Annotated in this window: 22 protein-coding genes; 9 read left to right on the top strand and 13 right to left on the bottom strand. The window is 62.6% G+C overall.

Annotated elements, in window-relative coordinates:
• Positions 1-268 precede the first annotated feature (268 nt).
• The 6 genes from HYR72_03090 to HYR72_03065 all read right to left on the bottom strand — a co-directional run bounded on the left by HYR72_03090 (position 269) and on the right by HYR72_03065 (position 6883).
• Positions 269-1126: a hypothetical protein gene (locus HYR72_03090; GenBank protein ID MBI1813943.1), complete on the bottom strand. Its 858-nt coding sequence runs from the start codon at positions 1124-1126 to the stop codon at positions 269-271.
• Positions 1127-1137: 11 nt separating this feature from the next.
• Positions 1138-2553 carry a DUF1254 domain-containing protein gene (locus HYR72_03085; protein MBI1813942.1) on the bottom strand — a complete coding sequence of 472 codons (1416 nt, stop codon included), beginning with the start codon at positions 2551-2553 and terminating at the stop codon, positions 1138-1140.
• A 99-nt stretch (positions 2554-2652) separates the two neighbouring features.
• A complete protein-coding gene (locus HYR72_03080) occupies positions 2653-3933 on the bottom strand; it encodes a carbohydrate porin (GenBank protein ID MBI1813941.1) in 1281 nt (426 codons plus the stop codon).
• A gap of 336 nt (positions 3934-4269) precedes the next feature.
• Positions 4270-4494: a hypothetical protein gene (locus tag HYR72_03075; protein MBI1813940.1), complete on the bottom strand. Its 225-nt coding sequence runs from the start codon at positions 4492-4494 to the stop codon at positions 4270-4272.
• 186 nt (positions 4495-4680) lie between these two features.
• Complete coding sequence (locus tag HYR72_03070) at positions 4681-5121, bottom strand: hypothetical protein (protein ID MBI1813939.1); 441 nt, start codon at positions 5119-5121, stop codon at positions 4681-4683.
• A 124-nt stretch (positions 5122-5245) separates the two neighbouring features.
• Positions 5246-6883, bottom strand: coding sequence for an arylsulfatase (locus HYR72_03065; GenBank protein MBI1813938.1), 1638 nt, complete (start codon positions 6881-6883; stop codon positions 5246-5248).
• Positions 6884-7111: 228 nt separating this feature from the next.
• Between HYR72_03065 and HYR72_03060 the strand changes: the two genes are divergently transcribed.
• The 5 genes from HYR72_03060 to HYR72_03040 all read left to right on the top strand — a co-directional run bounded on the left by HYR72_03060 (position 7112) and on the right by HYR72_03040 (position 12502).
• On the top strand, positions 7112-7861 hold the full coding sequence (locus HYR72_03060; GenBank protein MBI1813937.1) for a DUF4410 domain-containing protein: 750 nt from the start codon (positions 7112-7114) through the stop codon (positions 7859-7861).
• Positions 7862-8169: 308 nt separating this feature from the next.
• Positions 8170-9384: an alpha/beta fold hydrolase gene (locus HYR72_03055; protein MBI1813936.1), complete on the top strand. Its 1215-nt coding sequence runs from the start codon at positions 8170-8172 to the stop codon at positions 9382-9384.
• Positions 9385-9596: 212 nt separating this feature from the next.
• Positions 9597-10781, top strand: coding sequence for a VWA domain-containing protein (locus HYR72_03050; GenBank protein ID MBI1813935.1), 1185 nt, complete (start codon positions 9597-9599; stop codon positions 10779-10781).
• A 74-nt stretch (positions 10782-10855) separates the two neighbouring features.
• Positions 10856-11245, top strand: a complete 390-nt coding sequence (locus HYR72_03045) for a four helix bundle protein (GenBank protein MBI1813934.1) — start codon at positions 10856-10858, stop codon at positions 11243-11245.
• A 48-nt stretch (positions 11246-11293) separates the two neighbouring features.
• Entirely contained in the window at positions 11294-12502 is a 1209-nt protein-coding gene (locus tag HYR72_03040) for a cytochrome P450 (protein MBI1813933.1), read from the top strand.
• Between the two features lie 50 nt (positions 12503-12552).
• Here HYR72_03040 and HYR72_03035 read toward each other — a convergent pair whose 3' ends face one another.
• Positions 12553-12972: a nuclear transport factor 2 family protein gene (locus tag HYR72_03035; GenBank protein ID MBI1813932.1), complete on the bottom strand. Its 420-nt coding sequence runs from the start codon at positions 12970-12972 to the stop codon at positions 12553-12555.
• Positions 12973-13329: 357 nt separating this feature from the next.
• Between HYR72_03035 and HYR72_03030 the strand changes: the two genes are divergently transcribed.
• Complete coding sequence (locus HYR72_03030; protein ID MBI1813931.1) at positions 13330-14556, top strand: acyl-CoA dehydrogenase family protein; 1227 nt, start codon at positions 13330-13332, stop codon at positions 14554-14556.
• 6 nt (positions 14557-14562) lie between these two features.
• Here HYR72_03030 and HYR72_03025 read toward each other — a convergent pair whose 3' ends face one another.
• Positions 14563-15195 (bottom strand): glutathione S-transferase N-terminal domain-containing protein, encoded by a 633-nt coding sequence (locus HYR72_03025; protein ID MBI1813930.1) that lies wholly within the window; start codon positions 15193-15195, stop codon positions 14563-14565.
• A 320-nt stretch (positions 15196-15515) separates the two neighbouring features.
• On the opposite strand from HYR72_03025, the gene HYR72_03020 reads away from it, so the two are divergent.
• The 3 genes from HYR72_03020 (at position 15516) to HYR72_03010 (ending at position 18459) form a co-directional block, all read left to right on the top strand.
• On the top strand, positions 15516-16826 hold the full coding sequence (locus HYR72_03020; GenBank protein ID MBI1813929.1) for a HAMP domain-containing histidine kinase: 1311 nt from the start codon (positions 15516-15518) through the stop codon (positions 16824-16826).
• A 10-nt stretch (positions 16827-16836) separates the two neighbouring features.
• Complete coding sequence (locus HYR72_03015) at positions 16837-17208, top strand: sulfurtransferase (protein ID MBI1813928.1); 372 nt, start codon at positions 16837-16839, stop codon at positions 17206-17208.
• A 126-nt stretch (positions 17209-17334) separates the two neighbouring features.
• Positions 17335-18459 (top strand): exo-alpha-sialidase, encoded by a 1125-nt coding sequence (locus HYR72_03010; protein ID MBI1813927.1) that lies wholly within the window; start codon positions 17335-17337, stop codon positions 18457-18459.
• On the opposite strand, the gene HYR72_03005 is transcribed toward HYR72_03010, so the two are convergent.
• From HYR72_03005 to HYR72_02985, 5 genes are all read right to left on the bottom strand, one after another.
• Entirely contained in the window at positions 18460-19830 is a 1371-nt protein-coding gene (locus HYR72_03005; protein ID MBI1813926.1) for an MATE family efflux transporter, read from the bottom strand.
• 267 nt (positions 19831-20097) lie between these two features.
• Complete coding sequence (locus tag HYR72_03000; GenBank protein ID MBI1813925.1) at positions 20098-21615, bottom strand: mechanosensitive ion channel; 1518 nt, start codon at positions 21613-21615, stop codon at positions 20098-20100.
• 15 nt (positions 21616-21630) lie between these two features.
• Complete coding sequence (locus tag HYR72_02995) at positions 21631-22443, bottom strand: NAD+ synthase (protein MBI1813924.1); 813 nt, start codon at positions 22441-22443, stop codon at positions 21631-21633.
• A 50-nt stretch (positions 22444-22493) separates the two neighbouring features.
• Positions 22494-23435, bottom strand: a complete 942-nt coding sequence (locus tag HYR72_02990) for a carbon-nitrogen hydrolase (GenBank protein ID MBI1813923.1) — start codon at positions 23433-23435, stop codon at positions 22494-22496.
• 69 nt (positions 23436-23504) lie between these two features.
• Entirely contained in the window at positions 23505-23819 is a 315-nt protein-coding gene (locus tag HYR72_02985; protein ID MBI1813922.1) for a hypothetical protein, read from the bottom strand.
• Between the last annotated feature and the right edge of the window lie 53 nt (positions 23820-23872).

Below are 23872 nucleotides of genomic sequence, written 5' to 3'. Positions count from 1 at the left end.
TCGGGTCGCTGCACTACCTTGGTCATGGGAGCCTCCCTTCTTGGTGCAACAATCTTGCGGCCACGTTTGGCGTGTCCCGCGTGCACAAGGTGAGGCTCCCATCTTTCTCAGCTCACTCCAACCGAACACATGGTAACTCCGCGCCTGTGCGTTGAATTCCCGCTCTCGCATAGTATTGCAGAGCGGATCGGCTCGGCGGGAGCCTCGCCCTCCCGGTTCTGCGTGAGATGCACGCGCTCATAAGAACCCATCCGCGTGTCGCACTTCACTAGAAGATCGTTCCCTTGAACAGCTTCGGGATCACCGGCGTGATGACGAGTTGGATGTTCCACTCCTGCCCGAACTCGCCCGGGTGCACGGGCATGTACTGCCCCGCGAGCGCGAACTTGACGGGCAGGATTCCGAGCTTCTGGACTTTGGAGAGCGCGAGGCCGAGGGGCAGCGTCCACACATCACCGGCGGACGCGTGCCAGTTGGCCAACACGTTCCCCGAATAGCCGACACTCCATCCTTCACCGAGGAAGTACGCGTAGAAGGGCTGGAGATTCATCTGACTCACGGCCTTGCGGCTCCCACCATCGACCGACCACCACTGCTGCGGGAACACGCCGACGATGTAGTCCTTGGTGAGATAGCCGAGCACCGCGGCGGGTCCGGCCTGGTAGTGGCCCTGACCCGTGAACATCGATCCAGTCGGGAAGATGAAGGTGGGGCCCAGCGCGAGGAGCCACGGTCCGGAATCTGCGGGCGACACCATCTCGATGTCGGCCAAGTCACCGAAGCCCGTGGTCTGAGTGAAACGGCCAGAGCCGATCGGATGCGGAGCGCTATTGTAGACTGGGATCAGCGGCCGATTGATGAGGTTCCAATCCTTGCTCAAACTGATCGGCAGCACTGGTTGGAACTGCATGTTGTGATTCCAGTGATCGTTCTCCAGGCTGTAGTTGTTGAACTGGAACGTCAGCGACCAGAAACTGGTGACGGGGTTGCTGAGCTGCTTGTTGATCTCCGTCAGCGACGCCTTCTCCTGGGTGTCCGACGCCGGCTTCGCCTCCTGCGCGTGCGCCACGCCGACGAGCATCGCGACCAGCGCAACGAATGTAGCCAACGACTTGCGAAGGTTCATGGGTTCCTCCCTCAGTCGACGCGCATGATCGGCGCCGGCTTCCACTCGCCGTCGAGCGCGGTTTGCTTCGGCCAGTACAGCCGCATCACCAGGTAGATCGGGCCGTTCGGTGCCGGCAGCCAGTTAGACTCCTTGTCCTTGCCGGGAGAATCCTTCTGCACGTAGATGGTCAGCGATCCATCCTTGTTCTTCTTCATCTGCGGCAGCATCGGCGAGTTGATCAGATAGCGATTGATCGGGTTGTCGATCAGCAACTGCGTCTTGCCGTCGTACATCGTCACCGACCAGAACGCGTTCACCGGCGGATACTGACCTGCCGGAAACGTGAGCGTGTAGCGGTGCTTGGCGCCGTCGAGCTTGTCGCCTTTGCTGTCGGTCGCGGCCATCGGATAGAGAGCTTCGACCGCGTCGTTGCCGAAGATGCCGGCGAGCGCGGCGGCGGCGCGCAGCAGATAGTCCCCGTTGTAGAAAGCGCGGTCGCCAAACGCGGCCCCGACGCGCCAGCCGTTGACATCCTTGCCCATCGCCTCGCGCTTGGTCTTGATCTTCTCGAACGCGTCGCGGATGCCGATCCCGACCGCGACTTTGTCTTCGAGCGACAGCTTCTCGAAATCGAAGCGTCGACCCGCGGCGATGTCGATCTCGGCGAAGCGTTGGCGGACGTGTGCTTCCGCCGGCACGACGGGACAGAACTGCAGCAAGAAATTCACGTAGGAGAACGCATCTGTCTTGAAAGCATTTTCGCTGAAGGCCGGCCACTTCGGTTCGGGAGCGGCGATGGGCGCGGGTTGTCCGAGAAAGTGCGAGAGAGTTTGCACCTTGTAGCCCGCTTGCACCTTCTTCACGTTGTCGATGTCGGTGGGATTGAAAAGCTGCGTCCGATAGATCGCCAGTCCGAACTCAGTCTCGAACGGGAACACCTTGGCGACACCCGCCGGCGCCGTACCCTTCCACCGCGGGCCCGCGACCATGTAGCAGCCGGCGCCGTTGCCGGTAGCGCGACTGCCGATGTAGCCGACGTTGAAGGTGTACATGTCGATGAGCTGCACCGAATAGTATCGCTGCTTCTCGACTTCGGGGACACAGAGCACCAACGGCTCGGCGCGCAGATCCATTTCGAGCAGCGAGTACGGCGTGTCGCTGTTCGGAGTGACCACTGCCGTGTCCTTCGGCGTGGCCACGCGCGCCTCGTTCGCGATCTGGTTGAACGGCGCCTTGTACTGGCTCGACTGTTTGTCGATCGCGAACTCGGACATCGCCTTGTAGTTGCCGATCATCGGGAAGGCGTAGATGTACGCCGACTCGGCGATGTCTTTGACCTCGAAGGCGCCGGCTCCCTTGAAACCCTTGGAGCCGGCGCAACCGGTCACAGCCAGCGTCGCGGCTAGCAGGAAACTGATCGCCGTCACTCGCTTCGTTGCTTGCATCGTGATTCGTTCCTTCATCTGATGTCAGCCGCCGCGGCAATTCGCGCGGGCGACGCATGCGTCGCCCCAACACAGAGCGGACGATCGGCCGTGTTCGCGTTAGAGAATCAACTGGATCCGCACGCCGAGGACGGTCGCGGTGCCGATGAATTCCGGATCGAGGCCAGGCTTGCCGAGGGGACCGGTGACGATGCGGTGCTTCTGAGTCGGCCCGACGACTTGGACATCGGGTGTCACCAACAGCCACGGTGTGAGCGCGACGTTGTAGAACGCCTCGAACCCCCACTCGTCGCGCAAGAATGAGGTGGTTCCGATCGGAGTTTGCAACGTGGGGTTGTTGATACTCAGGTAGTAGTAGCCGATGCCGAAGCGATCGAGGTCGCGAGTAGGGATGAGGCCCTTGCCGCCGACGCCGAGGCTATACATGTACTGCGCCGGAACCGGGTTGCCTGCGGACGCACCGAAGCGTCCGAACAGGCCAACACCGTTGCCCGCGGCCTTGTCGGTTTCATACAAAAACTGGTCGAAGTTGTAGTAGACCGCCCAGGTGCCGTCGTGTTTCACCAAGGCCTGGTTCTCGATCACAAAGCCGAGGCGCTGATCGATCGACGTGTATTGTCGGTTTGAATACATCCCACCGACGAGTTGATGGCCGGTGAGGCCGAAGAAATCGGTGCGTACGCGACCTTCACTGCCAAAGATCGCCCCTTTGAAATTGTCGAAACCGGTCGTGCTTGGCTTGCCAGTGGCCGACAACACGGAGAACTGGACGATGGCCTGGTGGGGATCCGCGGTCGGCAGGACGATCACCCCCGTGCCCAACGTTGAGTACGGCGCCATCAAGGCAACCGGATTGACGTTGAATGACGTATTCAAGAACTCCGTATCTCCCTTCCCGTACTTCCCGTGGGCGAACTCGTTGTTGTCGGCGGACATGACGTCCAGCTTCCCAACGACGACACCGGCGTAGTGCGAGAGGAACTGCGCGAAATTCAATGCGGGCAAGGCGATGTTGTCACCGCTCGGCAAGGGAAAGAGTTGATTTTCGTTCGGTGGGCTGAGTGCTCCGGTCTTGAAGTTCACCGAGTCGGACCAATTGCCTTCGAGCTCGGCGGTGAGAAATCCCCCGGGCCACAACCCCAGCTTCTGGGTATCGAGAACGCCGATGACATCGCCGCGCCCGCCGTACTCCCATTCGCCGTTCTTACCGCCGGAGACGACGCCTTGCTCCACCTGAGTCATGGTCGCATCGAAGGTGATGCCCTTCCCCGCCAAGTAATTGCGATCACCGTTGAAGTCGCCGGTGAAGGTCGAGCGCGTGAGAAAACCGCCCGAGTATTCGCCATCGGATACCGCTCCAGCCTTCGCACGCAGAGACATCCCAAGGACAGCCACAAGACTGACAACCACTGTTGATCGCTTCATCATCATGCACCCCCTCGTCATTTGGTTTCGAACGTTCCCCCGCCCGCCGCAAAGCGGCGGAACGGCACACTCCGTTACCATCACTCGGCCATTGATGCCATGGCCCGTCGCGGCGGAGTGCGCATCAAAACTCAAGTCGGCAGGCACAGAGGCCTGCCACCACCAGCTTGGTTAGCCTGATCTCCCAAAGATCGGTGGCGACAGCCGTCCCTGGCTGCCGTAGTTTTGAGACGACCTTTGCGATGGGCGCATCAGCGGTGCGTCCGGGCGCGGCGGTACGCGTTGGTTCAGCTACGCTGCCGCTGCCCCGAGGACCATCGTCATCGGCGAGTACCGAGGAGGGCGGCGACTGGGTTTCTTTCCCAGCGCGCGGAACAGATGCCGAACCTCGTTACGTGTGAGTCCCTTCGGCCGGCTTGCCGTGCGGGACGCAGCCGCGGCAACATCGACGGGTACGATCGCAACGCAAGGTTTTCCATGGCGGACGATGATGACGCGTCGGTGCTTGTGCTGCACCTCGCTCACCAGAGTCGAGAGCTGCGCTTTCGCGTCCGCGGAGCGACGTTTTTCTCATGTAACCAACATGACCAAGACGATCTGAGACGGCAATCCCGACCGAGACCGGTGCCGTCCTCGAGAAAAGTTTTCCGCGTTGAGCCCCAACACGTCGCGAGGCGACTCGAATCGTCGCCGTGCGAATTCCTACTTCACCTTCTCGATGACGAACTCGTCGATAGAGAAACCGAGTTCCCAGCCCTTGCCGGTGCCAGCAAGTCCGAGCGACACCTTGTCCTTGGTCATCACCCAAGCATCCGCCGCCTTCTTTGCCGCGGCGCTGGTGTCGGCAGCCACGTACTTGCCGAACAGCTCGTCGATGCTAGACACGTCGGTGAACGAGCCGCGGCCGTCCTTGACCTCGAATTTCCCGACCTCCAGCCCGCCGCCCTTCCCCTGGATCGTCACCGACGCCGACTGCCCGTTGTCGCAGGTGATCTTGCCAGTGCCCTTCGCGCTCTCGTACAACGCAGCCCACTCTTTGAGATCGAACTTCATCGTACACTTCGTTGATCCAGCGTACGCGACCGGCGCCACCAAGCACGCAGCCAACGTCAGAAGCGAAACAGCGCCCCCGAATTTCTTCATAACACGTCCTCCTGGCCGCTCCCTTAGCGCCAAGCGGGCCGGAGGAGCAATGGCTCATCGCGAAACGTTGAGAGAGCATGAGCGGGCGACCCTTGCGAGCCGCCCGCCGTGAAGGTCATTGCGGTTACTGGCCGGTGCCTTTAGCCGCGGCTTCCGCTTCGGCCATCCGTTTGCCCATCTCCGCTTTGACGGCGTCAAGATTGAAGCTCGCGCCCCGCTGCATCGGCGGGTAGTCGAGGAAGGTTTGGATTTCTTTGCCCACCACTTGCTGGACGAACACAAAGCGCCAGAATTGGAACTTGAACCAATCGAAGTATTGCTGCGCCCCGTCCTTCGTCCCATTGCCGGGCCAGCCCTGACGCTCGAACGGATCGAGGCGCAGGTTGATCAGGTAGGGCACGTCTGGATGGGTCTTTTCGCCTAGCCAGCCTTGGGGTTGGTCAATGAAACGATACTTGTAGTCATCAATGCGCACCGCGCCGACGGTGCTTTCGCCGAGATAGAAGATCTCGTGGCGGGTGGACGGACCTTTGCCGGTGATCATGGCGGTCTGATCGTAGCCGTCGAGATGGTTCTTGTACGTCCGGTCGCCGATCTTCTTGCCTTTCAGCAACTCTGCGGTGATGTTCGGATTGCCGGCCGCGGTGACGAATGTGGGGAACCAGTCCATGCCGGACATGATGCCGTTCTGCACCGAGTCCGCCGGGACGTGGCCGGGCCAGCGCAGGATCGCGGGCACGCGGAAGCCGCCTTCCATGACCGTCCCTTTGCACTGCGCGAACGGCGTCGTGCCGCCATCGGGCCAGGTGAAGAGTTCGGTGCCGTTGTCGGTGGTGAAGACGACGATGGTGTTGTCGTCCACACCCAGATCTTTGAGCTTCTGCATCACCAAGCCGATGTCGTCATCGAGCTGGGCCATGCCGGCTTCTTCTTCCGACCAGCCATTCTCCGAGTTGCGCATCTTCTCGTACTTCTCCGAGAGATGGGTAACGATGTGCATGCGCGTCGGGTTGAGCCAGACGAAGAAAGGTTTGCCGTCCGCCTTGGCCTTATCGATAAATTTGAGCGCGAGATCACGAATCTCGTCGTCGACCGTCTCCATCCGTTTGGGATAGAGCGGGCCGGCGTCTTCAATCTTCTGTTTGCCGATTTTGCCCCAGCGCGGCATGTCGGTGGGGTCGTCCTTGTCGGCGCCCCAGCAGTGAACCATGTTGCGTGGGCCGACGACGTTCAACAGATCCTGTGGGTAGTTCGGATGCGCCGGGTCTTCCATCGCATCGAGGTGATAGAGGTAGCCGAAGAATTCGTCGAAGCCGTGCACGCAGGGCAGAAACTCATTCTTGTCGCCAAGGTGATTCTTGCCGAACTGGCCGGTGGCATACCCCATGTCCTTGAGCGCCGTGGCAATGGTCACCGCCTCGGCAGGCAGGCCAACCGACGCGCCCGCCTGGCCGACCGTGGTCATGCCGGTGCGGATCGGCAGTTCGCCGGTGATGAAGTTCGCGCGACCCGCCGTACAACTCGCCTCGGCGTAGTAGTCGGTGAACAACATGCCCTCTTTGGCGATCTTGTCGAGGTTCGGCGTCTTGCCGGCCATCATGCCACGATGGTAGGCGCCGATGTTCCACATACCGATGTCGTCTCCCATGATGACGATGATGTTGGGTTTGTCCGCTGCCATCACCGGAGTAGTGGCTCCGATGAACGCGGCCAGCGCCGCCGAGATGCCGGCGATCGCATGTAGGTGAAATCGTCTCTTCATCGACAGTTCCTCCTTTTCGATTTGCCCGATTCGTTGCTCCAAGCACAAATTCGTAACACACCTCCACGCACGAGCCAATGGAGGATCTGCGATCCCGCTGCGGATGCGTGGCGTCACCCTCGAAAGTCCGACCGCGGTGCACCTGCCGTCTCGCCCGCCAGGCCTTGCGTGGCCCGCTGATGATGTTGGATAGTGCGCTCGAACTGAGTCCGCTGCGTAGGAGGACGAATGATGACGCGAGGACAACAAGCCCTGGGAACAATCGGAATCGTGGTCGCCTTGGCGGGCTGCGCCACGACCAACGTGACGCCGATCCAAGAGACCTTCGCGACGAATCTGCCGCCGCCCGGGATCGTGTTGGTGTACAAGTTCGCCGTGAATTTGAACGAGGTCAGCGCGAACCAAGGGCTGTTCCAAAAGGCCTACGATGCCGCCGAGAGCACGAACAAAACCGAGCAAAACGAGGAGATCGCGCAGCAAGTGTCCGACCGGCTGGCCGACGAACTGGTGAAACAGATCACCGAGCTCGGACTGCCGGCGCACCGCGCGGATCAGAATACTTCCGTGCCGTCGAATGCGCTGGTGATCACCGGGCACTTCATCGATATCGACGAAGGCAATCAGTTACGGCGGCTGGTGATCGGGCTCGGCGCGGGACAGTCCAAGATCGACACCCAGGTGCAAGTCCTCTCGCCATCGGGGGACGGCTACCGCACGCTGATGGAATTCAAAACCCACGCGGACAGCGGCGAGATGCCGGGAGCTGCAGTGACCATGGGCGCCGGGGCCGCGGCTCAAGGCGGCGTCACCGCTGGAATGGCGGTCGCCAATGCCGGCATCGGTGGGGTGAAGGCGTATCGCACCGCGATCGACGCGATGGCGGGCCGCAGCGCCGACAAAGCGGCGCAATACTTGTCGGAGTTCTTCGCCCGCGAAGGTTGGATATCTCCCGACAAAATCAAGAAACCTCTGTTGTGATAGGCTTTGCAGCTCAGGTAGCCCCTCGATACGCGTCCCTTCGATACGAAGCCTCCGGCTTCTACTCAGTGCCGCTACTCGGGGAAGCGGTTGTTCCGGCTCGCAGAGGGTCAAGACCCGTTTGCCCGAGTAGATCGCGAAGCGACCGTATCGAGGGCCAGTTTCCAAACCGCTGCGAAGGCGCCGCGTCACGCGAAGAATCTTGTCAGCCGCTTTCGACTTTGGACTTTCACTTTGACCTGCGGGGCGAAGCCCGCCCTGTGAGGTCAGCCGTGAACCACGCATGCTGCAGAATGCTACTCGCGGCGATGATCGCAACCACGCTGCTGGTGGACGGCTGCGCGCTGCGGAAGCTGCGCAAGGACGTTGAGCGCATCGAAGAATTCGGATTCATCGGCGGGCACGTGACCCGCCCGCACGATGACGACGCACCGATTGTGGTGGCGCTCTCGACCACGCAGCCGGACAAAGTCGTCGACTCGTTCGTGCTCGAACGCTCGGGCGCCTACTTCTTTGCCGTGCCGCCGGGCACGTATCAGATCGTGGCGTTCGTCGATCGCAACCGCAACTTCACCTACGAGCCGGAGGAACTCGCGGCCTCTTACGGAGAGCCCACGGATGTGCGCGTCGACGCGGGCCAAACGATCAAGGGCCTCGACGTGTCGATCGGGTCCGAGTCGCACTTGCGGCCGAGTGTTCCGCTCGCGGTTCCCGCTCTCGGCAAGCGCGGGACTCAGCTTCCACCGGTATCGCTCGGCGAGGTGGTCAGCCTCGATGATCCGCGTTTCACAGCCGACAACGGCAATCTCGGCTTGTGGCAACCCGTGGAGTTCCTATTCGAAGTCGGCGCCGGTTTCTACTTTCTCGAACCGTTCGATCCGCACAAGATTCCCGTCTTGTTCGTACACGGCGCGGGCGGCACTCCGACTGATTGGCGCTACCTCATCGCCCATCTCGATCGTTCGAAGTTCCAGCCTTGGGTTCTCTACTACCCGTCGGGGATTGATCTCGACGTGACGGCGCGGGGGGCCGCCCGCTGGCTGAACACGCTCACCGTGCGCTACGGGTTCCAGCGCATCGCTATCGTCGCGCACAGCATGGGCGGTTTGGTTTCGCGCGCCACCATCAACGGGCTGGTGGCCAACGGTAGCGGCGACCTCGTCGCCGAGTTCATCAGCATCTCCAGCCCGTGGAACGGCTATGCCGCGGCGGCGGCGGGTGCCGAGCATTCTCCGGTCGTCATGCCCATGTGGACCGATATGGCGCCCGGCAGCCCGTTTCTGAGCGAGCTATTCGGCACTCCGCTGCCCTGCCCGTACTACCTGCTGTTCAGCTACGATGGACACTCGTTGCTGCTGCGCGAACCGAACGACGGCACGGTCGCGCTATCGAGTGAACTCGCCCAGCCCGCGCAACACGCCGCGAAGAAGGTGTATGGCTTCAAAGAAAGTCACTTCAGCATTCTGAGCAGCGCCGAGGTGTCAGCGACAGTGAACGCATTGCTTGCCGGCCCTGCACCGTAGTAATGCGGCGGGAAAATGTGCGATCTTCTCTGAAGCGTAGGGGCGATGCATGCATCGCCCTCCGTCTTCTCCGCAGTGGGCACGTCGGTTCGCGGGCGACGCATGCGTCGCCCCTACAGGGATCGGGCATCCACTTTGGCTTGCTCCGCACGTCTTTCCGTAGCGCGGCAAACATGGTAGCCGCCCAGGTGAAGGGATCGTGAGCGAAGCCAATGTTTCTCCCTCTGTATTACGGATTGCGCGACGAAGGGGTGCCGGTCGCGATTCAAGAGTGGCAGACGTTTCTGCGCGCGCTGGAAGAAGGCCTGCACGGATCGAGTCTGCTGCGCTTCTACCATCTCGGACGCTCGTGCCTGATCAAGAGCGAGACCTACTTCGACGCTTACGATCGCGTCTTCGGCCGCGTGTTCAAAGGCGTCGAGGGCGCGCTCGACGACGTCGCCGAGCAAGTGATGGAGTGGCTACGCGATCCGACGAATTTTCCCAACCTGTCGCCAGAAGATCTCGCCAAGCTCGAACAGCTCAACGCCGACGAGTTGATGCGCCGCTTCCTCGAAACGCTGGAGAAGCAGGACGGCCGCCACGACGGTGGCGACAAGTGGGTGGGGACCGGTGGCAAGTCACCGTACGGCCACGGCGGCCAACATCCGACCGGCATTCGCGTCGGCGGACCGGCGAAGAGCCGTTCGGCGATGAAGGTCGCCGAAGAGCGCCGCTTCAAAGACTATCGCACTGACGCGTCGCTCGACCTGCGTTCGATGAAAGTCGCGCTGCGTCGCCTGCGCCAGCTCACGCGCACCGGCGTCGCGACGGAGTTGGATCTCGACGAAACCATCGACGAAACATGCAAGAACGCCGGCGAGATCGAATTGGTGTTCCGCGCACCGCGCCGCAACGACGTGCGTGTGCTGTTGCTGATGGACGTCGGTGGCACGATGGAGCCGTACTACGAGCCGGTCAGTCAGTTGCTCACCGCATTGCACGAGGATCACAGCCTGCGCGAGTTCCAGCCCTACTACTTTCACAACTGCGTCTACGACCACGTCTTCAACAAAGCGCGGATGCTGCACGCCGACGCCATCCCGACCGGCGATGTGTTGCGGCGACTCGACGAGCGCTGGAAGGTGGTGATCGTCGGCGATGCCGCGATGCACCCCGCCGAGATGCTGGAACCGTTCGGCAACATCGATCCGCGCCGTACGACGCGGACGCCGGGCGTGGTCTGGCTGCACCGTATCGCCCAGCACTTCGATCGCGCCGTATGGCTCAATCCCGAAGATACGCCGTACTGGAACGTGCAGACCGTGCAACTCGTGCGCAAACTCTTCCCGATGTTCCACCTCAGCGTCGATGGCCTCACGCAGGCGTTGCAGGCGCTCGTCGGCGCGCGGGTTTAGTCTCTGGTCTCTGGTTCGTGGTCTCTGGTCTCTGGTTTTGGTTCGCTGCAAAGCGCTCTGAGAGGAGGGATGATATGGCCACCATTCGGCGGTTTGAGGACATCGAAGCGTGGCAGAAGGCACGCGAGCTGACGCGGGCGGTGTACGCACTCTCCGCCGAAGGGCGGTTCGCGAAGGACTTCGCGCTGCGGGATCAGATGCGGCGCGCCGCCATTTCCATCATGTCGAACATCGCGGAAGGATTCGAACGCAGCGGCTCCGCGGAATTCGGACAGTTTCTAGCGGTGGCGAAGGGCTCCACCGGTGAAGTCGAGGCGCAACTCTACGTGGCCCTGGACCAGACCTATGTGAGTCAGGAACAATTCGATCGCTTGTCCGAGCTCTGCCAATCGACCAAAAGACTGATCGCGGGATTCATGAAGTACCTGAAGACCTCCAACCTGCGCGGCACGAAGTTCAAGTAACCACCCACAAACCGCAAACCAGAGACCAGAAACCAGAGACTACAAACCATGGACCAGGAACCCTTCTCCTTCAATCCGTTCGATCCCGACGTACGGGCGAATCCGTTTCCGTTGTACGCGCGCGGGCGACGCGAGTTTCCGGTGTTCGCGCACGAAGGACTGCCGCTGTTCTCGGTGTTCCGCTACGACGACATTCAAGCGATTCTCAAAGATCCGACCGCGTGGTCCAGCATCTTCCCGCCGCCGCCTGGCGTTGAGGTGCGCAAAGACTTACCACCGAGCATGTTGATGCAAGACCCGCCGGAACACACGCGGCTGCGTGGCCTCGTCAACCAAGCCTTTACGCCGCGGATGATCCGGCGCTTGGAGCAGCGCATGGAAGCGATCGCCGACGAGTTGCTCGCCGACGCGCTCGACAAGCGGCGCGTCGATCTGGTGCAAGCGCTCACCTATCCGCTGCCGGTGATCGTCATCGCCGAGATGATCGGTGTGCCGTTGGAGGATCGCGAGCAATTCAAGCACTGGTCCGACGGCTTGGTGGAAAATCTCGGCCTCGGCATCATGGGTCCGGAGCCGCCCGATATCATCGCTCGTGAGCTGGCAATCCTCGACGAGATGCGGGCCTACTTCTCGCGGCTCGTCGATGAGCGTCGCCGGATGCCGCGCGAAGATTTGCTCAGCGGACTGGTCGCCGCCGAGATCGAAGGGTCACGGCTCAGTTTCGACGAGATGCTGCAGATGCTGACCCTGCTGCTGGTCGCCGGTAATGAAACCACGACGACACTGATCGGCAACGCGGCGATCGAGCTGATGCGCCATCCCGATCAGCTCGCGCGCTTGCGCGCGCAGCCCGAATTGCTTGCGAGCGCGATCGACGAAGTCCTGCGCTTCTCCTCGCCGGTGCAAGTGACCGTGCGCCGCGCGACCCGGCGGATGGACGTTGCGGGCACGACGATCGAGGCGGAGCAGAACGCGCTGGTCTGGCTCGGATCGGCGAACCGCGACGAGTCGGTATTCGATCGCCCCAACGCCTTCGACATCGCGCGTGACGACAATCGCCATCTCGCCTTCGGCTTCGGTCCGCACTTCTGTCTCGGCAACAACCTCGCGCGCCTCGAAGCGCAAGTCGCGATCGGCGCGCTGGTGCGTCACACAAAAGACTTTCACCGCGCCGACGAAGAGCCCCTACCGTTGCACCCGAGTTTCATCTTCCGCAGCTTCACGCGGATTCCGGTCGAACTGGTTCCTGGTCCCTAGTCCCTGGTCCCTAGTTCTCTAACCACAGACCACAAACTAGAGACCACGAACTATTTCTTCGCCGCCTTGAACAACTCCTTCACGCGCATGCTGGCGCGCACGTCGTAGATGTCCTCCTCGTACGACCACAGGCCGTCGCGGTAGCGCAGGATGGTCACGTTCGAAAACCCGAACGGCTGGCCCTTCGGATCGGGGTTCGGCAGCACGTTTTGCAAATAGAAGATGACCCGATCGCCATCGATGGCGTACCAATCGGGCGGCGGGAAATACATGTCGGGTACAGTCGCCATGACCTCGGTGATCCACTTGCGGATCGCTTCGCGGCCGTGGAAGGTGCCGTACTGCACCTCGACGTAGAGTGCGTCTTCGGTGAACAGATCCGCCCACGCGTTCCAGTCGTGTTGCTCGGCGCCGACTTTGAGATAGTGCTTGAATGCGGCTTCGACTTCGGCTCGGCTCGGTGTGCTCATTGGTTCTCCTCGCGTGCGCCGCTTGTAGCGCGCTTTGGGGGCTCGCGGCTAGAGGGTGGCGGTGCGAGGTGTCGCCCCTCGATACGCCGCTCCTCGATACGAAGCCTTCGGCTTCTACTCGGTGAGGCACTCGGGGAAGCGGTTCTCTTTCACGCTCTCTCCATTCGTCATTCCGGCGAAAGCCGGAATCCAGGATCGCGCTCCACGCTCCGCCTGGATACCGGCTTTCGCCGGTATGACGGAGCCACTGCTGGGAGCTTTTGTGCAAGACCGCCCGATTTACAGGAAGCTGGTTTACCGTCGCGCGTACATCGCGTATGTCCTTGGGCAGCATTCGCATCGAAGGAGTCCCCAGCAATGATTGAGTGGAGTGAGCAACACCAGATGATCCGCGACGCCGTGCGTCGCTTCATCGAGGCGGAGATCAAGCCAAACCTCGAAGCGCTCGAACATGGCGATCTGCCGCCGTATGACATTCTGCGCAAGATGATGGCGACCTTCGGGCTCGACCAAGTGGCGCGCGCGCGCTTCGAACGCCAGATCGCGCGCGACAAGGCGCGCGAGCGCGGCGAATCGGTGGCCGACGCAGCGAAAGCCTCGCAAGGCGGCGGCGAAGCCGTCGGCATGTCGATCATCCCGATCATCGAACTCTGCCGCTACTGCCCCGGGATGGTGACGGCGATGGGAGTCAGCGTCGGTCTGACCGCCGCGGCGATCATGTCCAAGGGCTCGCTGCGGCAGAAGGAGCGCTGGGGGTTGCCTCTGCTCACGCTGGAAAAGATCGGCGCGTGGGCGATCACCGAACCCGGCTCAGGCTCCGACGCCTTCGGTGGCATGAAGGCCAGCGCGCGGCGTAACGGCGACGGCTACGTGCTGAATGGCAGCAAGACGTTCATCACCAACGGTCCGTATGCCGATACGATCGTGTTCATCTGCAAGCTCGACGAAGGCAACGATGCGAAGGATCGCAAGATACTCAACTTCGTCCTCGACAAGGGCATGCCCGGCCTCACGCAGTCGAAGCCGATGCGCAAGATGGGTCTGCACTCGTCGCCGACCGGCGAGTTGTTTCTCGAAGACGTGCAGGTCGGCAAAGACCGTCTGATCGGCGAGACCGAGGACGTGCGTGCGCGCTCGGGTGCGAAGGATACATTCTCGATGGAGCGCACCGGCGTCGCGGCGATGGCGCTGGGCATCGTGCAGCAGTGCCTCGAACTATGCATCGACTACGCGCGCACGCGCGTGGCCTTTGGTCGTCCGATCGGCGAATTCCAACTCATTCAGCTCAAGCTGGCCAAGATGGAAGTGGCGCGCATGAACATCCAGAACATGGTGTTCCGCCAGATCGAGATGGCCGAGCACGGCAAGGGCATGAGTTTCGCCGAAGCCTCGGCGTGCAAGCTGTACTCGGCGCAGGCGGCGATGGAAGTGGCGCTGGAAGCCGTGCAGCTCTTCGGCGGCAACGGCTACATGGCCGAGTTTCAAGTCGAGCAACTCTGCCGCGACGCCAAGGTGCTGCAGATCTATGCCGGCACCGACGAGATCCAGATCTCGCAAATCGCGCGCAGTTTGCTGGCGCAGTAAACCGGTTTAGGCCACCGGAACGGCCATGCCGCGTTGCACTGCGGGTCGCGCCGCGACCGCGTCGAGCCAGCGCTGCACGTGGCCGAGCTTGCCGATTTGTTCCGGCATCATCGTCTTGAAGATGCCCCAGCCGGCGGCGACCCAGGGATACGTCGCCATGTCGGCGATCGAGTACTCGCCGCCGAGATAGTTGCGGTCGGCGAGGCGGGTGTTGAGGACGCCGATCAATCGTACCGACTCATTGATGTAGCGTTGAATCGCGAACGGGATCTTCTCTTCGGCGGTATTGGCGAAGTAACCCGCTTGCCCCATCATCGGGCCGATGCCGCCCATCTGGAACATCAGCCACTGCAATACCTCGCTGCGGCCGCGTACGTCGCGCGGCAGACATTTTCCGGTCTTCTCGGCGAGATGAATCAAAATCGCCCCCGACTCGATGATGGCGAGCGGGCCGTCGGGTAGATCGTGGTCGACCAGCACAGGGATGCGCTGATTCGGATTGAGCGCGGTGAATGCCGGCTCGAACTGTTTCCGCTCGGGCAAGCTCACCGGAAACACATTGTACGCCAGCCCGGTCTCTTCGAGCATGATGGAAACCTTGCGGCCGTTCGGTGTCGTCCAGGTGTAGAGATCGATCATGCCTGTTCCTCCGCTTCCGTGAGGCTATCCGAAGACCGCCGCGACGCAAGCCCCGGTTGAGTGGCGCTCGATAGCTCACTCGGATGTCGCAGTGCGCAAGAAGTGAGCCCCTCGATACGCAGCCCTCGATACGAAGCCTTCGGCTTCTTATCGGACCTGCTACTCGGGGAAGCGGTTCTCCTTCACTTTCTGCCACAATCCGTTTGCCCGAGTAGTGAGCGACGCGAACGTATCGAGGGCCTTCTTGCGCAAAGCCCCGCAGGTCACGAGCCCCCGCTCTCTTCGCCCGCCTCCAATCAAAATGCTAGGGTTGCTCCGGCATGATGCGGGTGGCAACACCAGGCGGAAGCGCGACGGAGACGAGTCGGACACTCGAAGAAACCTACCGCGACGAGATGCGCGCGCTGGTGGCCAGCCGCGTGCCGTTGGCGTGGGCGCTGCTGCTCGGATTTCTCGGGTTCGCCTGCGTGCTCGGTTGGCTCTACTTTCCGGAACGCTCGACGGCCATCATCGTGATGTGCGTCACGGCGCTGTTCGTGGCCGGCGCGAACATTCGCTTGGTGCGCACCATGCCCGACCGCGCGCGCCCGATCACCGGGCTGGCCAACACCGCGCTCAGCTTCGCGTTCTGTCTCTACTTCGTGCGCGTCCACGGTCTGGGCGAGTTGTGCGTGATGGGGCAGATGATTTTCCTCACCGGGCTGGTGCTGATGTTCCCGTGGGGCTGGCGCGTGCAGGGGTTGGTCAGCGTCGGCAGCCTGCTCGGCTACTTGCTCGTATTGCGCGGCGGGGCGACACTGATGTTGCCGATGCCGTACGGCATCGCGATCCTGACCATGAACGCGGCGCTCACGACTCTCGGGGCGCATCTGATCGATACCTACCGCTTCGCGGCGTATCGTCACGCCATCGATTCCGAACGCGCCAACAGCGCCAAGTCGGAATTCCTCGCCACCGTCTCGCACGAAATCCGCACGCCGCTCACCGTGATCATCGGCTTCGTCGATCTCCTCCTCGATGGCGTGCTGACTGAGCCGGCCGAATCGCAGGATGCCCTGCGGCGGGTCCGCCAGCATGCGCTGCAACTGCTCGATCTGATCCAGTCGATGCTCGACATCAACCGCATCGAGGCTGGCGTTCTTCAGTTGCAGCTCAGCAGCTTTGGCCTCGCCGATATCTTCGCCAGCCTGGAAGAGAACCTGCCCGCCGACTGGTATAAGCCAAGGGTCCGCCTGCAGTGGGAGTTGAACGATGATCTGCAGCTGCGCAGCGATCGTCGCAAGCTCGAAATGGTCTTGCGCAACTTGATTCACAACGCGCTGAAATATACCGACGAAGGCGCGGTCACGATCACCGCCGCACGCGAACCGACAGGCAACAGCGTAGTGTTCACCGTGAATGACACCGGCACTGGGATCTCCGCCGACGAGTTGTCGCAGATTTTCGAAATGTTTCGCCAAGCCGCCACCCAAGCGCCGCGCGGTGGCGGAGTCGGTCTCGGCCTCTACATCGTTCGCCGACTCACTGAAGCACTCGGTGGAACCGTCGCCGTGGACAGTCAGCCAGGTCGCGGCACGCGTTTCACCCTGAGCCTGCCACTCCACGCCCCGCCGCCCGATCCACGGCCATAAAGGAGTCGCAATGAAACACGCACCGGGTTTTCTGCGCTTGGTCGAAGACACCAAGCAGCGCATCCGCGAAGTCACCATCACTGATGTCAGGGCCATGCTCGATCGCGATGAGCCGTTCCACCTCGTGGACGTGCGCGAAGCGAGCGAGTGGGCCAACGGCCACCTGCCGCGCGCCCAGCATCTGTGCAAAGGGATCATCGAGCGCGATATCGAAGCCGCGATCACCGATCATGCCGCGCCGATCGTGCTGTACTGCGGCGGCGGTTTTCGTTCCGCGCTGGCCGCCGACAATCTCCAGAAGATGGGCTACACCAATGTAGTCTCGATGGACGGCGGCTGGCGCGGCTGGACCGAGGCCGGCTTGCCGGTTACGAAAGACTAATCTTGATCGGCCAAAGCCTTCACCACGAAGACACGAAGCGCACGAAAATGGGAGCGAAGAGTCCGTGCTTCGTGGCCTTCGTGCCTTCGTGGTGAATTCCCATTGTCATCTTGAGGCGCGCTGCGCGTGCTAAACGGATTGAAACTTCTGATGGTGGGATTGGGCGCGATTGCAGCGCCGCCTGTGGCGTTGCTCGCGTACTGGCTGCTGCGACCGAATCGGTCACGCGTCGACCCGCAGTTGGAGATCGAGACCTGGGATGCCGTTGCCGACGGCCTGCACAACTCGAACACCGACATGATCTGGTGGCGCGATCATTTCTACCTGATCCATGCCGCCTCGCCGTTCCACATGGGCAGTACGCGCTGCACGCTGGTGGTGCGACGCTCGCGCGACGCGCGCACGTGGGAGAAGCTGGCGGAGCTGAACATTCCCGGCGAAGATATTCGCGATCCGAAGTTCGCGCTGATCGGTGACCGCTTGTTCCTCTACGCGTTGCCCAACAAGGGACTACGCGCGCTCCCGTACGGCACCGTCTATTCTATCAGCGACGATGGCGTGCGCTGGAGCCCGTTCGAGACGATCGATCACCCCGGCTGGCTGTTCTGGCGGCCGAAGACGCGCGACGGCGTGCGTTGGTACGTCGCCGCATACTGGCATCGGCACGGCAAGTCGATCCTGCTCACGTCAACCGACGGCGTGCACTGGACGATCGTGTCGCAGATCAACGATGGCGAAGGCAACGACGAAACCGACATCGAGTTCTTGCCCGATGGGCGCCTGCTCGCCACCGCACGATTGGAAGTGACGCCCGACAATCCGTGGGGCAACCCGGATGCATCGACGCTAATCGCCGTCGCCGCGCCGCCGTACACCGAGTGGCACTACGCAAAGAGTCAAGTGACACGACTCGACGGCCCGGCGTTGTTCGCACACGCCGGCCGACTCTTCGCGGTGGCGCGCTATCAACCCGGCCGACGCGGGCGCTACACCCAACTCGGCGGGGTCTTCAGCCGCAAGCGCACAGCGCTGTTCGCGGTCGAAGCGGATCGACTCGTCTACCTCTCCGATTTTCCCAGCGCGAGCGACACCTCGTACGCGGGAGTCGTCCTGCGCGATGGCTGCTTGTACGCGAGCTATTACACCAGCAACATTCGACGCGACTATCCGTGGATCGTCGGCATGCTGGTGCGTTCCGATATCCGCATCGCCAAGCTGCCGCTGACCGCGTTGCTGCAGCTTGCGCCCTAGTCAGATGCGGATCGATCGCCAGGCGCCGGCTCGAAAGCGCATGATCCACACGAACGACAGGATGGTCACGAAGATCAGTTCGCCGAACCAGGCACCAATGACGCCGCGCTCCAGTACGACCGCGAGCACGTACACCACCGGCAAACGCACGAGCCACGCAAGCGCGGTCTGCACCATGAACGGCCAGCGGGTGTCGCCGGCGCCGCGCAATGAACCGCTGGCAACGATGCCCACCGCATCGATCAATTGAAACAGCGCGCCCAGCGCCAGCAGCGGCCGGCCGAGCCGCAGCACTTCCGGATCGTTGCTGAAGAGACCCAGCAGCACCTCCGGCACGGCCAAGAACACGACAGTGACCGCCAGCGCGAAGGCCACGCCCAGCTTGAGCGCCGACCAATGACTGCGCTCGGCCGCCTCCAAATCCTTCGCGCCGATGTAGCGCCCGACCAGCGCGCCGGTCGCGATCGACAACCCGAAGGCTTGCATGAACGACAGCGACAGCAGTTGAATCATCGCCTGGCTCGCCGCCATCGACGTATCGCCCATGCGCGCGATGATGGTCGAAAACAGCGCGAAGGAGATCATTTCGAGTACCCACTGGCCGCCGATCGGCGCCCCGGTGCGGGTGAATCGCCACATCGCTGCAAGCTGCGGGCGCACCATCGCGGTCGCATAGCGGCGCGCGGTCCGTGCCCGACGCGCCGCGAGCAGCATCATGATCGCGTAGCTCCAGTTACTGATTGACGTCGCGATGCCGGCGCCAGCGACGCCCCACATCGGCAAGCCGAAGCGCCCGAACACCAAGCCGACCGCGAGCACCGCATTGAGGAGGTTGGCGACGATCGCGCCGATGAGCGGCGTACGCGTATCGCCGATGCCGCGAAAGAACGAGGTGAAGACGACCGCGACGACGATCGCGGGTGCGCCGAACAAACTGGCGTGAACGTAGCGCGCGGCCATCGCGCCGAGTTCCGGGGACGGCCCGAGCATGTTCAGCAACGGGGTAAACGCGAGCGCCAACGCGGCGATCCACAGGAGCGCCGGTGGCCACAGGGCATACAATGCCTGCCAGATCCACCCGCCGCACTCTCTAAAGTGGCCGGCACCGAAAGCTTGTGCCACGAATGTTTGCACGCCGGTGGCGACGCCGACAAAACCGCAGGTCAAAGTCCACAGCCACACGCCGCCAAAACCGACGGCACCGAGTTCGGTGACACCGAGATGGCCGACGATCGCGGTGTCCACCACGCGCATCGCCGTGTCCGACATCTGCTGCAGCACCACGGGGTAGGCGAGCAGTGCCAACTCCACGACTCCGCCGGGCAGTCGGATCGATTCACTCGGGTCTAAAACTTCTGCTCTGGTTGCCATAAGAGTTCCCCCAAAACGCCGGAGGCCGCGAACGCTTCACGCGTCCGCGGCCTCCGGTATAGGGCCTCTTTCTGATTCGTCGTCAGATGCGGACACGCGCGATATCTCTTCTACTACCATTGCCCATGGGCAAGAGCGGGAAGAGCGCGACGATGTAGTTGGGATTGGCGTTCCGCATCAATTGGTCCTTCAGCAAGCGGCGCGGACGCTACCACGATCCTGTCGCACGCGACAAGCCGCGGCTTTCGCCGATCGTTGAACGCGGGCTCAAAGGCGAAAGAATGATTTGATGCGTTCCAGCAGACGCTGCGCAGCTGGGTCGTTGTCGAAGGCAGGCATCGCTTGTCGGCTATTGCGATGCTCGCGCTGCTCGTCCAGGCGGCGCGCGGCGATCTGGCTGATCGGTTCGAGCACGGCGGGATCGGCGATCAGAATTTTCTGAAAGCAGGCGCGACCGACTTCGAGGACCGCCACGTCCTCTTGCGCCACCACGGTGGCAGACCGAGCCTCACCCGCCAGCAGCGACATCTCACCAAAGAAGTTGCCGGTGTGCAGTTCCGCAATCGTGCGTTCCGGTATGCCATCGCGCCCGCCGATGACCACCGCCACCGAGCCATGCTCGATGACGTAGAACGAATCGCCCGGATCACCTTCGCGCACGATCCGCTCGCCGCGCCCGAAGATCAGTCGCCGCGCGTGCGTGGCCAAGGTTGTCAGATTGTCGGCGCCCACGGCCGCAAACAGCGGCACCGCCGCCAGGGTAGCAACGGCATCGCCGCGGTCGAGCTTGGCGACCGGTTGCTCGCGCACGAGATAGCTCTCGCGCGCCGGGAACGGGATGCGCACGTTAGCCCGCCGCAACGCGTACCACAGACTGGTGGTAAGCCGGTCGCGAATGCGATCGAGCTCGCCAAATTGGTCGAGCCAGTAGCGGACCGCATACTCGATCGCAAAATCTTTGAAGCGCAGCGTGCGCACTTCCGGTGCCGGGTCCGTCAACACGGCTCGCTCTTCCGTCAACACCGCCATCACCGTCCGCTTCACCTCGTCCGGCGTGGCTTCGTACGCGGCGTCGAAGTGCAGCGTATCCCCATACCGCGGGTCGGGACGCGAATAATTCACCACCGGCTCGCGCGACAGGTACGTGTTCGGCAGCGTGATCACTTCGTTCACGCGCGTGCGGATCTTGGTGGTCCGCCAACCGGTCTCGACGACTTGCCCTTCGAAGGCACCGACGCGAATCCAATCGGAGCGGCCGAACGGCGACTCCATCTCGATCACCAGACCACTGATCACGCCACCAAGAACATCTTGCAGCGCGAGACCGACGATGGCGGTCAACACCGCGGACGTGGTGATCAGCGAGGTGACGTTGATGTCGAGCGTGTAGCGGAGCACCAGCAAGATGATGATGAAGTACGTGATGACGCTGGCGACATCGCGGAAGATCGTCGAGATCGCCGCGCCCTTGCGCTCGCGCATGTAGAAGTCGACGAACAGCACCAGCACCGTGCGCACAATTCCGATGGCGACGGCGGCGACGAACACGGCGTAGGCATCGAGGAACACCACACCGCCGGCACTGCCGCCGCCCAATGCTGACAAGGCTCCGAATACGAAACCCACGCTGATGAGGGTGAGCGAGGCGTCGAGATGGGCGCGCACGCGCGTGCGGTGAAGCAGCGGGCGCACCACCGCGAGCGCGAGCACCCCGAGCACAAACGCCCCGGCGCTGAGCAACGGATGCGAGGTGACGAACGCGAGCCAGTTGTTGAGAAGATCCATGCGAGTCGTCACGGACTAGCGGCCCCAATCGCGCGCGTAGCGGAAGTCGCGATCGATGGTGCGATTGGATACCTTGGCGATCACCGGCAGCCGGCGCTTGAATTGCGAGTGGCGCACCATGTCGCTGACTCGTTGGACGAACTGGTCCGCAAATCCGGCCGCGCTCAGTTCTTCACGCGCATAGCGCAGGTCGACCATGTGGTAGAGCAGCGCATCGACCTCGCGGTAGCTGAAACCGAGCTCCGCCTCGTCGGTCTGTCCGGCCCACAGGTCGGCGGACGGCTGCTTGTCGATGATGCTGCGGGGCACACCGATCTCCCGCGCGAGCGCCCACACTTGGGTCTTGTAGAGATCGCCGATCGGGTTGAGCGCCGACGCCATGTCGCCGTGCAGAGTGCCGTAGCCGAGCAGCAGCTCGGTCTTGTTGCTGGTGCCGAGCACCAGGGCTTTCCAGCGCGCCGAGTGATCGTAGAGGATCGTCATGCGTTCGCGCGCCATCTTGTTGCCGCGGCGCATATTGTCGGCGTCGGGGAAGCCGGCGAAGTAGGCGTCGATCTGCGCGGTGATCTCTACCTGCATGAGTTGGAAGCCGCCGACGGCCGCCAGCGCATCGGCGTGTTCAACGCTCTCCACGCTCGACGCCTTGTACGGCATCTTGATGGCGAGCACGTTGTCCGCACCGAGGGCCTCGACCGCGAGCAGCGCACTGACGCTCGAGTCGACACCGCCCGACAAGCCGATGACGACGCGCTCGATGCCGACCTTGCGCACTTCGTCGCGAATGAACGCGGTCAAGATCCGCCGCAACAGCGGCGGATTGGTGGGGATCGCGACGCGCGCCGACACCGCTGCGTGCGGTTTGCGCAAGGCCTCCACGGTCACCGCGTGGTCCTCCGTACCCGCGCCGGGCGGGCAGCACGACGAGTGGCTTCGCGCGGCGTGCGGGCCGCGATCAGTGCGGCCTCGGTACGACGGTCGCGAATTCGCAGCAGCTCGTTGATCGTCAGGTCGACATCCTCGTCGCGCAACATCGGTGATACTACCCGCCGCTGCCGCGCGCGTTTGAGATTGATGGTGGTGACAATCAGATCAGGCTCGTAGTAGTGGGCTTTCGCCAGCGGCTGGCCACTGGGATCGATGATCTCCGAGCCGCCCCAAAAGCCGACGCCGTCTTCGAACCCGACCCGGTTGGCGTAGACGACGAAGAGCGAAAACATCTGTGCGTAGGTGCGATTGAGGCCTTCCCAATAGCGAGCGTTGTCGTCCTGCTCGCAACCGTCACTGATGCCGCGCAGCGGACTGGTCGAGGGACACAACACCATGACCGCGTGATCGAGAGCGCTCACGTACACCGTCGACGGATGCCACATGTCCTCGCAGATCAGTAGGGCGAGCTGGCCGAACTTCGAAGGGAAGGTCCGGATGCGGTCACCGCGGGCAAAGTAGCGGCCTTCGTCGAACAGGCCGTACGTCGGGAGATAGACTTTGCGATGCACGTGGCGAATGTCACCGTCTTCGAAGTAGACCGCGCTGTTGTAGAACTTGAAGTCAGGCGTCTCCTCGACCAAGCCGGCGACGAAGGCGGTGCGGCGGCTGAGCGCGCGCAGCTTGCCGACCTCGCGGCTGTCGAGCCGCAGCGCCACCGTCGACACCATGTCCTTGAGAAAGTAGCCGGTGAGCGACAACTCGGGGAAGACGACCAGATCGACGCCGAGTCCGCGCGCCGCCTTGAGCTGCGCCTCGTACACGCCGAGGTTGGCAGCGAGGTCACCCAGCCGAGGTGCGATTTGGGCGATGGCGATCGGGAACGGATCAGGCACAGCGCCGATTCTGCTCAGGGCGCCGCGCCAACGTCAAGCGGTGGTGCGTCGAAATGCGGAACGTCGCTCTCAACGTTGGTGCCGGAGCAGACTGTTGACGATGCCGGGATCGACGAGGCACGCACAGGTGAACCGGATTTCCGCAGCGCAGCCGGCCGCGCCCGCGGTCCCCGATTCAAGGAGAGGACACGGCGACTCGACGGACTGGCACGTTTGGCCGATAGGACAGGTGCCGCTGCATTGCGTCGCCGGACCGTTGGTCGAGAGCTCGTCGATATCACACGTGAACTGCTGCGCGACGCTGCGCGGGGTGCTCGCCAGCAACGCGGCGAGAATCAGTGCCCCGGCTACCAGTACGATTCGCACGTTGTTGACGGCCACCATTCGCCTCCTCCTTCAGCGCCGATACGTTCGAACAACCGGCGCCGCATGTCAAG

The sequence above is a fragment of the Deltaproteobacteria bacterium genome, from assembly GCA_016178705.1.
In the GTDB taxonomy this organism is placed as follows: domain Bacteria; phylum Desulfobacterota; class Binatia; order HRBIN30; family JACQVA1; genus JACOST01.
The sequence above is the reverse complement of the archived record's forward strand: the minus strand, read 5'-3'. Positions and strand labels throughout refer to the sequence as shown.

Excerpts from the sequence above, each read along its gene's own strand:
- HYR72_03035 (MBI1813932.1), bottom strand. The coding sequence starts at position 12,972 with ATGAGCACACCGAGCCGAGCCGAAGTCGAAGCCGCATTCAAGCACTAT.
- HYR72_03040 (MBI1813933.1), top strand. The coding sequence starts at position 11,294 with ATGGACCAGGAACCCTTCTCCTTCAATCCGTTCGATCCCGACGTACGG.
- HYR72_03025 (MBI1813930.1), bottom strand. The coding sequence starts at position 15,195 with ATGATCGATCTCTACACCTGGACGACACCGAACGGCCGCAAGGTTTCC.
- HYR72_03065 (MBI1813938.1), bottom strand. The coding sequence starts at position 6,883 with ATGAAGAGACGATTTCACCTACATGCGATCGCCGGCATCTCGGCGGCG.
- HYR72_03030 (MBI1813931.1), top strand. The coding sequence starts at position 13,330 with ATGATTGAGTGGAGTGAGCAACACCAGATGATCCGCGACGCCGTGCGT.
- HYR72_03060 (MBI1813937.1), top strand. The coding sequence starts at position 7,112 with ATGATGACGCGAGGACAACAAGCCCTGGGAACAATCGGAATCGTGGTC.
- HYR72_03090 (MBI1813943.1), bottom strand. The coding sequence starts at position 1,126 with ATGAACCTTCGCAAGTCGTTGGCTACATTCGTTGCGCTGGTCGCGATG.
- HYR72_03085 (MBI1813942.1), bottom strand. The coding sequence starts at position 2,553 with ATGCAAGCAACGAAGCGAGTGACGGCGATCAGTTTCCTGCTAGCCGCG.
- HYR72_03045 (MBI1813934.1), top strand. The coding sequence starts at position 10,856 with ATGGCCACCATTCGGCGGTTTGAGGACATCGAAGCGTGGCAGAAGGCA.
- HYR72_03055 (MBI1813936.1), top strand. The coding sequence starts at position 8,170 with ATGATCGCAACCACGCTGCTGGTGGACGGCTGCGCGCTGCGGAAGCTG.
- HYR72_03015 (MBI1813928.1), top strand. The coding sequence starts at position 16,837 with ATGAAACACGCACCGGGTTTTCTGCGCTTGGTCGAAGACACCAAGCAG.
- HYR72_03005 (MBI1813926.1), bottom strand. The coding sequence starts at position 19,830 with ATGGCAACCAGAGCAGAAGTTTTAGACCCGAGTGAATCGATCCGACTG.
- HYR72_03050 (MBI1813935.1), top strand. The coding sequence starts at position 9,597 with ATGTTTCTCCCTCTGTATTACGGATTGCGCGACGAAGGGGTGCCGGTC.
- HYR72_03080 (MBI1813941.1), bottom strand. The coding sequence starts at position 3,933 with ATGTCTCTGCGTGCGAAGGCTGGAGCGGTATCCGATGGCGAATACTCG.
- HYR72_03070 (MBI1813939.1), bottom strand. The coding sequence starts at position 5,121 with ATGAAGAAATTCGGGGGCGCTGTTTCGCTTCTGACGTTGGCTGCGTGC.
- HYR72_02985 (MBI1813922.1), bottom strand. The coding sequence starts at position 23,819 with ATGGTGGCCGTCAACAACGTGCGAATCGTACTGGTAGCCGGGGCACTG.
- HYR72_03000 (MBI1813925.1), bottom strand. The coding sequence starts at position 21,615 with ATGGATCTTCTCAACAACTGGCTCGCGTTCGTCACCTCGCATCCGTTG.
- HYR72_03020 (MBI1813929.1), top strand. The coding sequence starts at position 15,516 with ATGATGCGGGTGGCAACACCAGGCGGAAGCGCGACGGAGACGAGTCGG.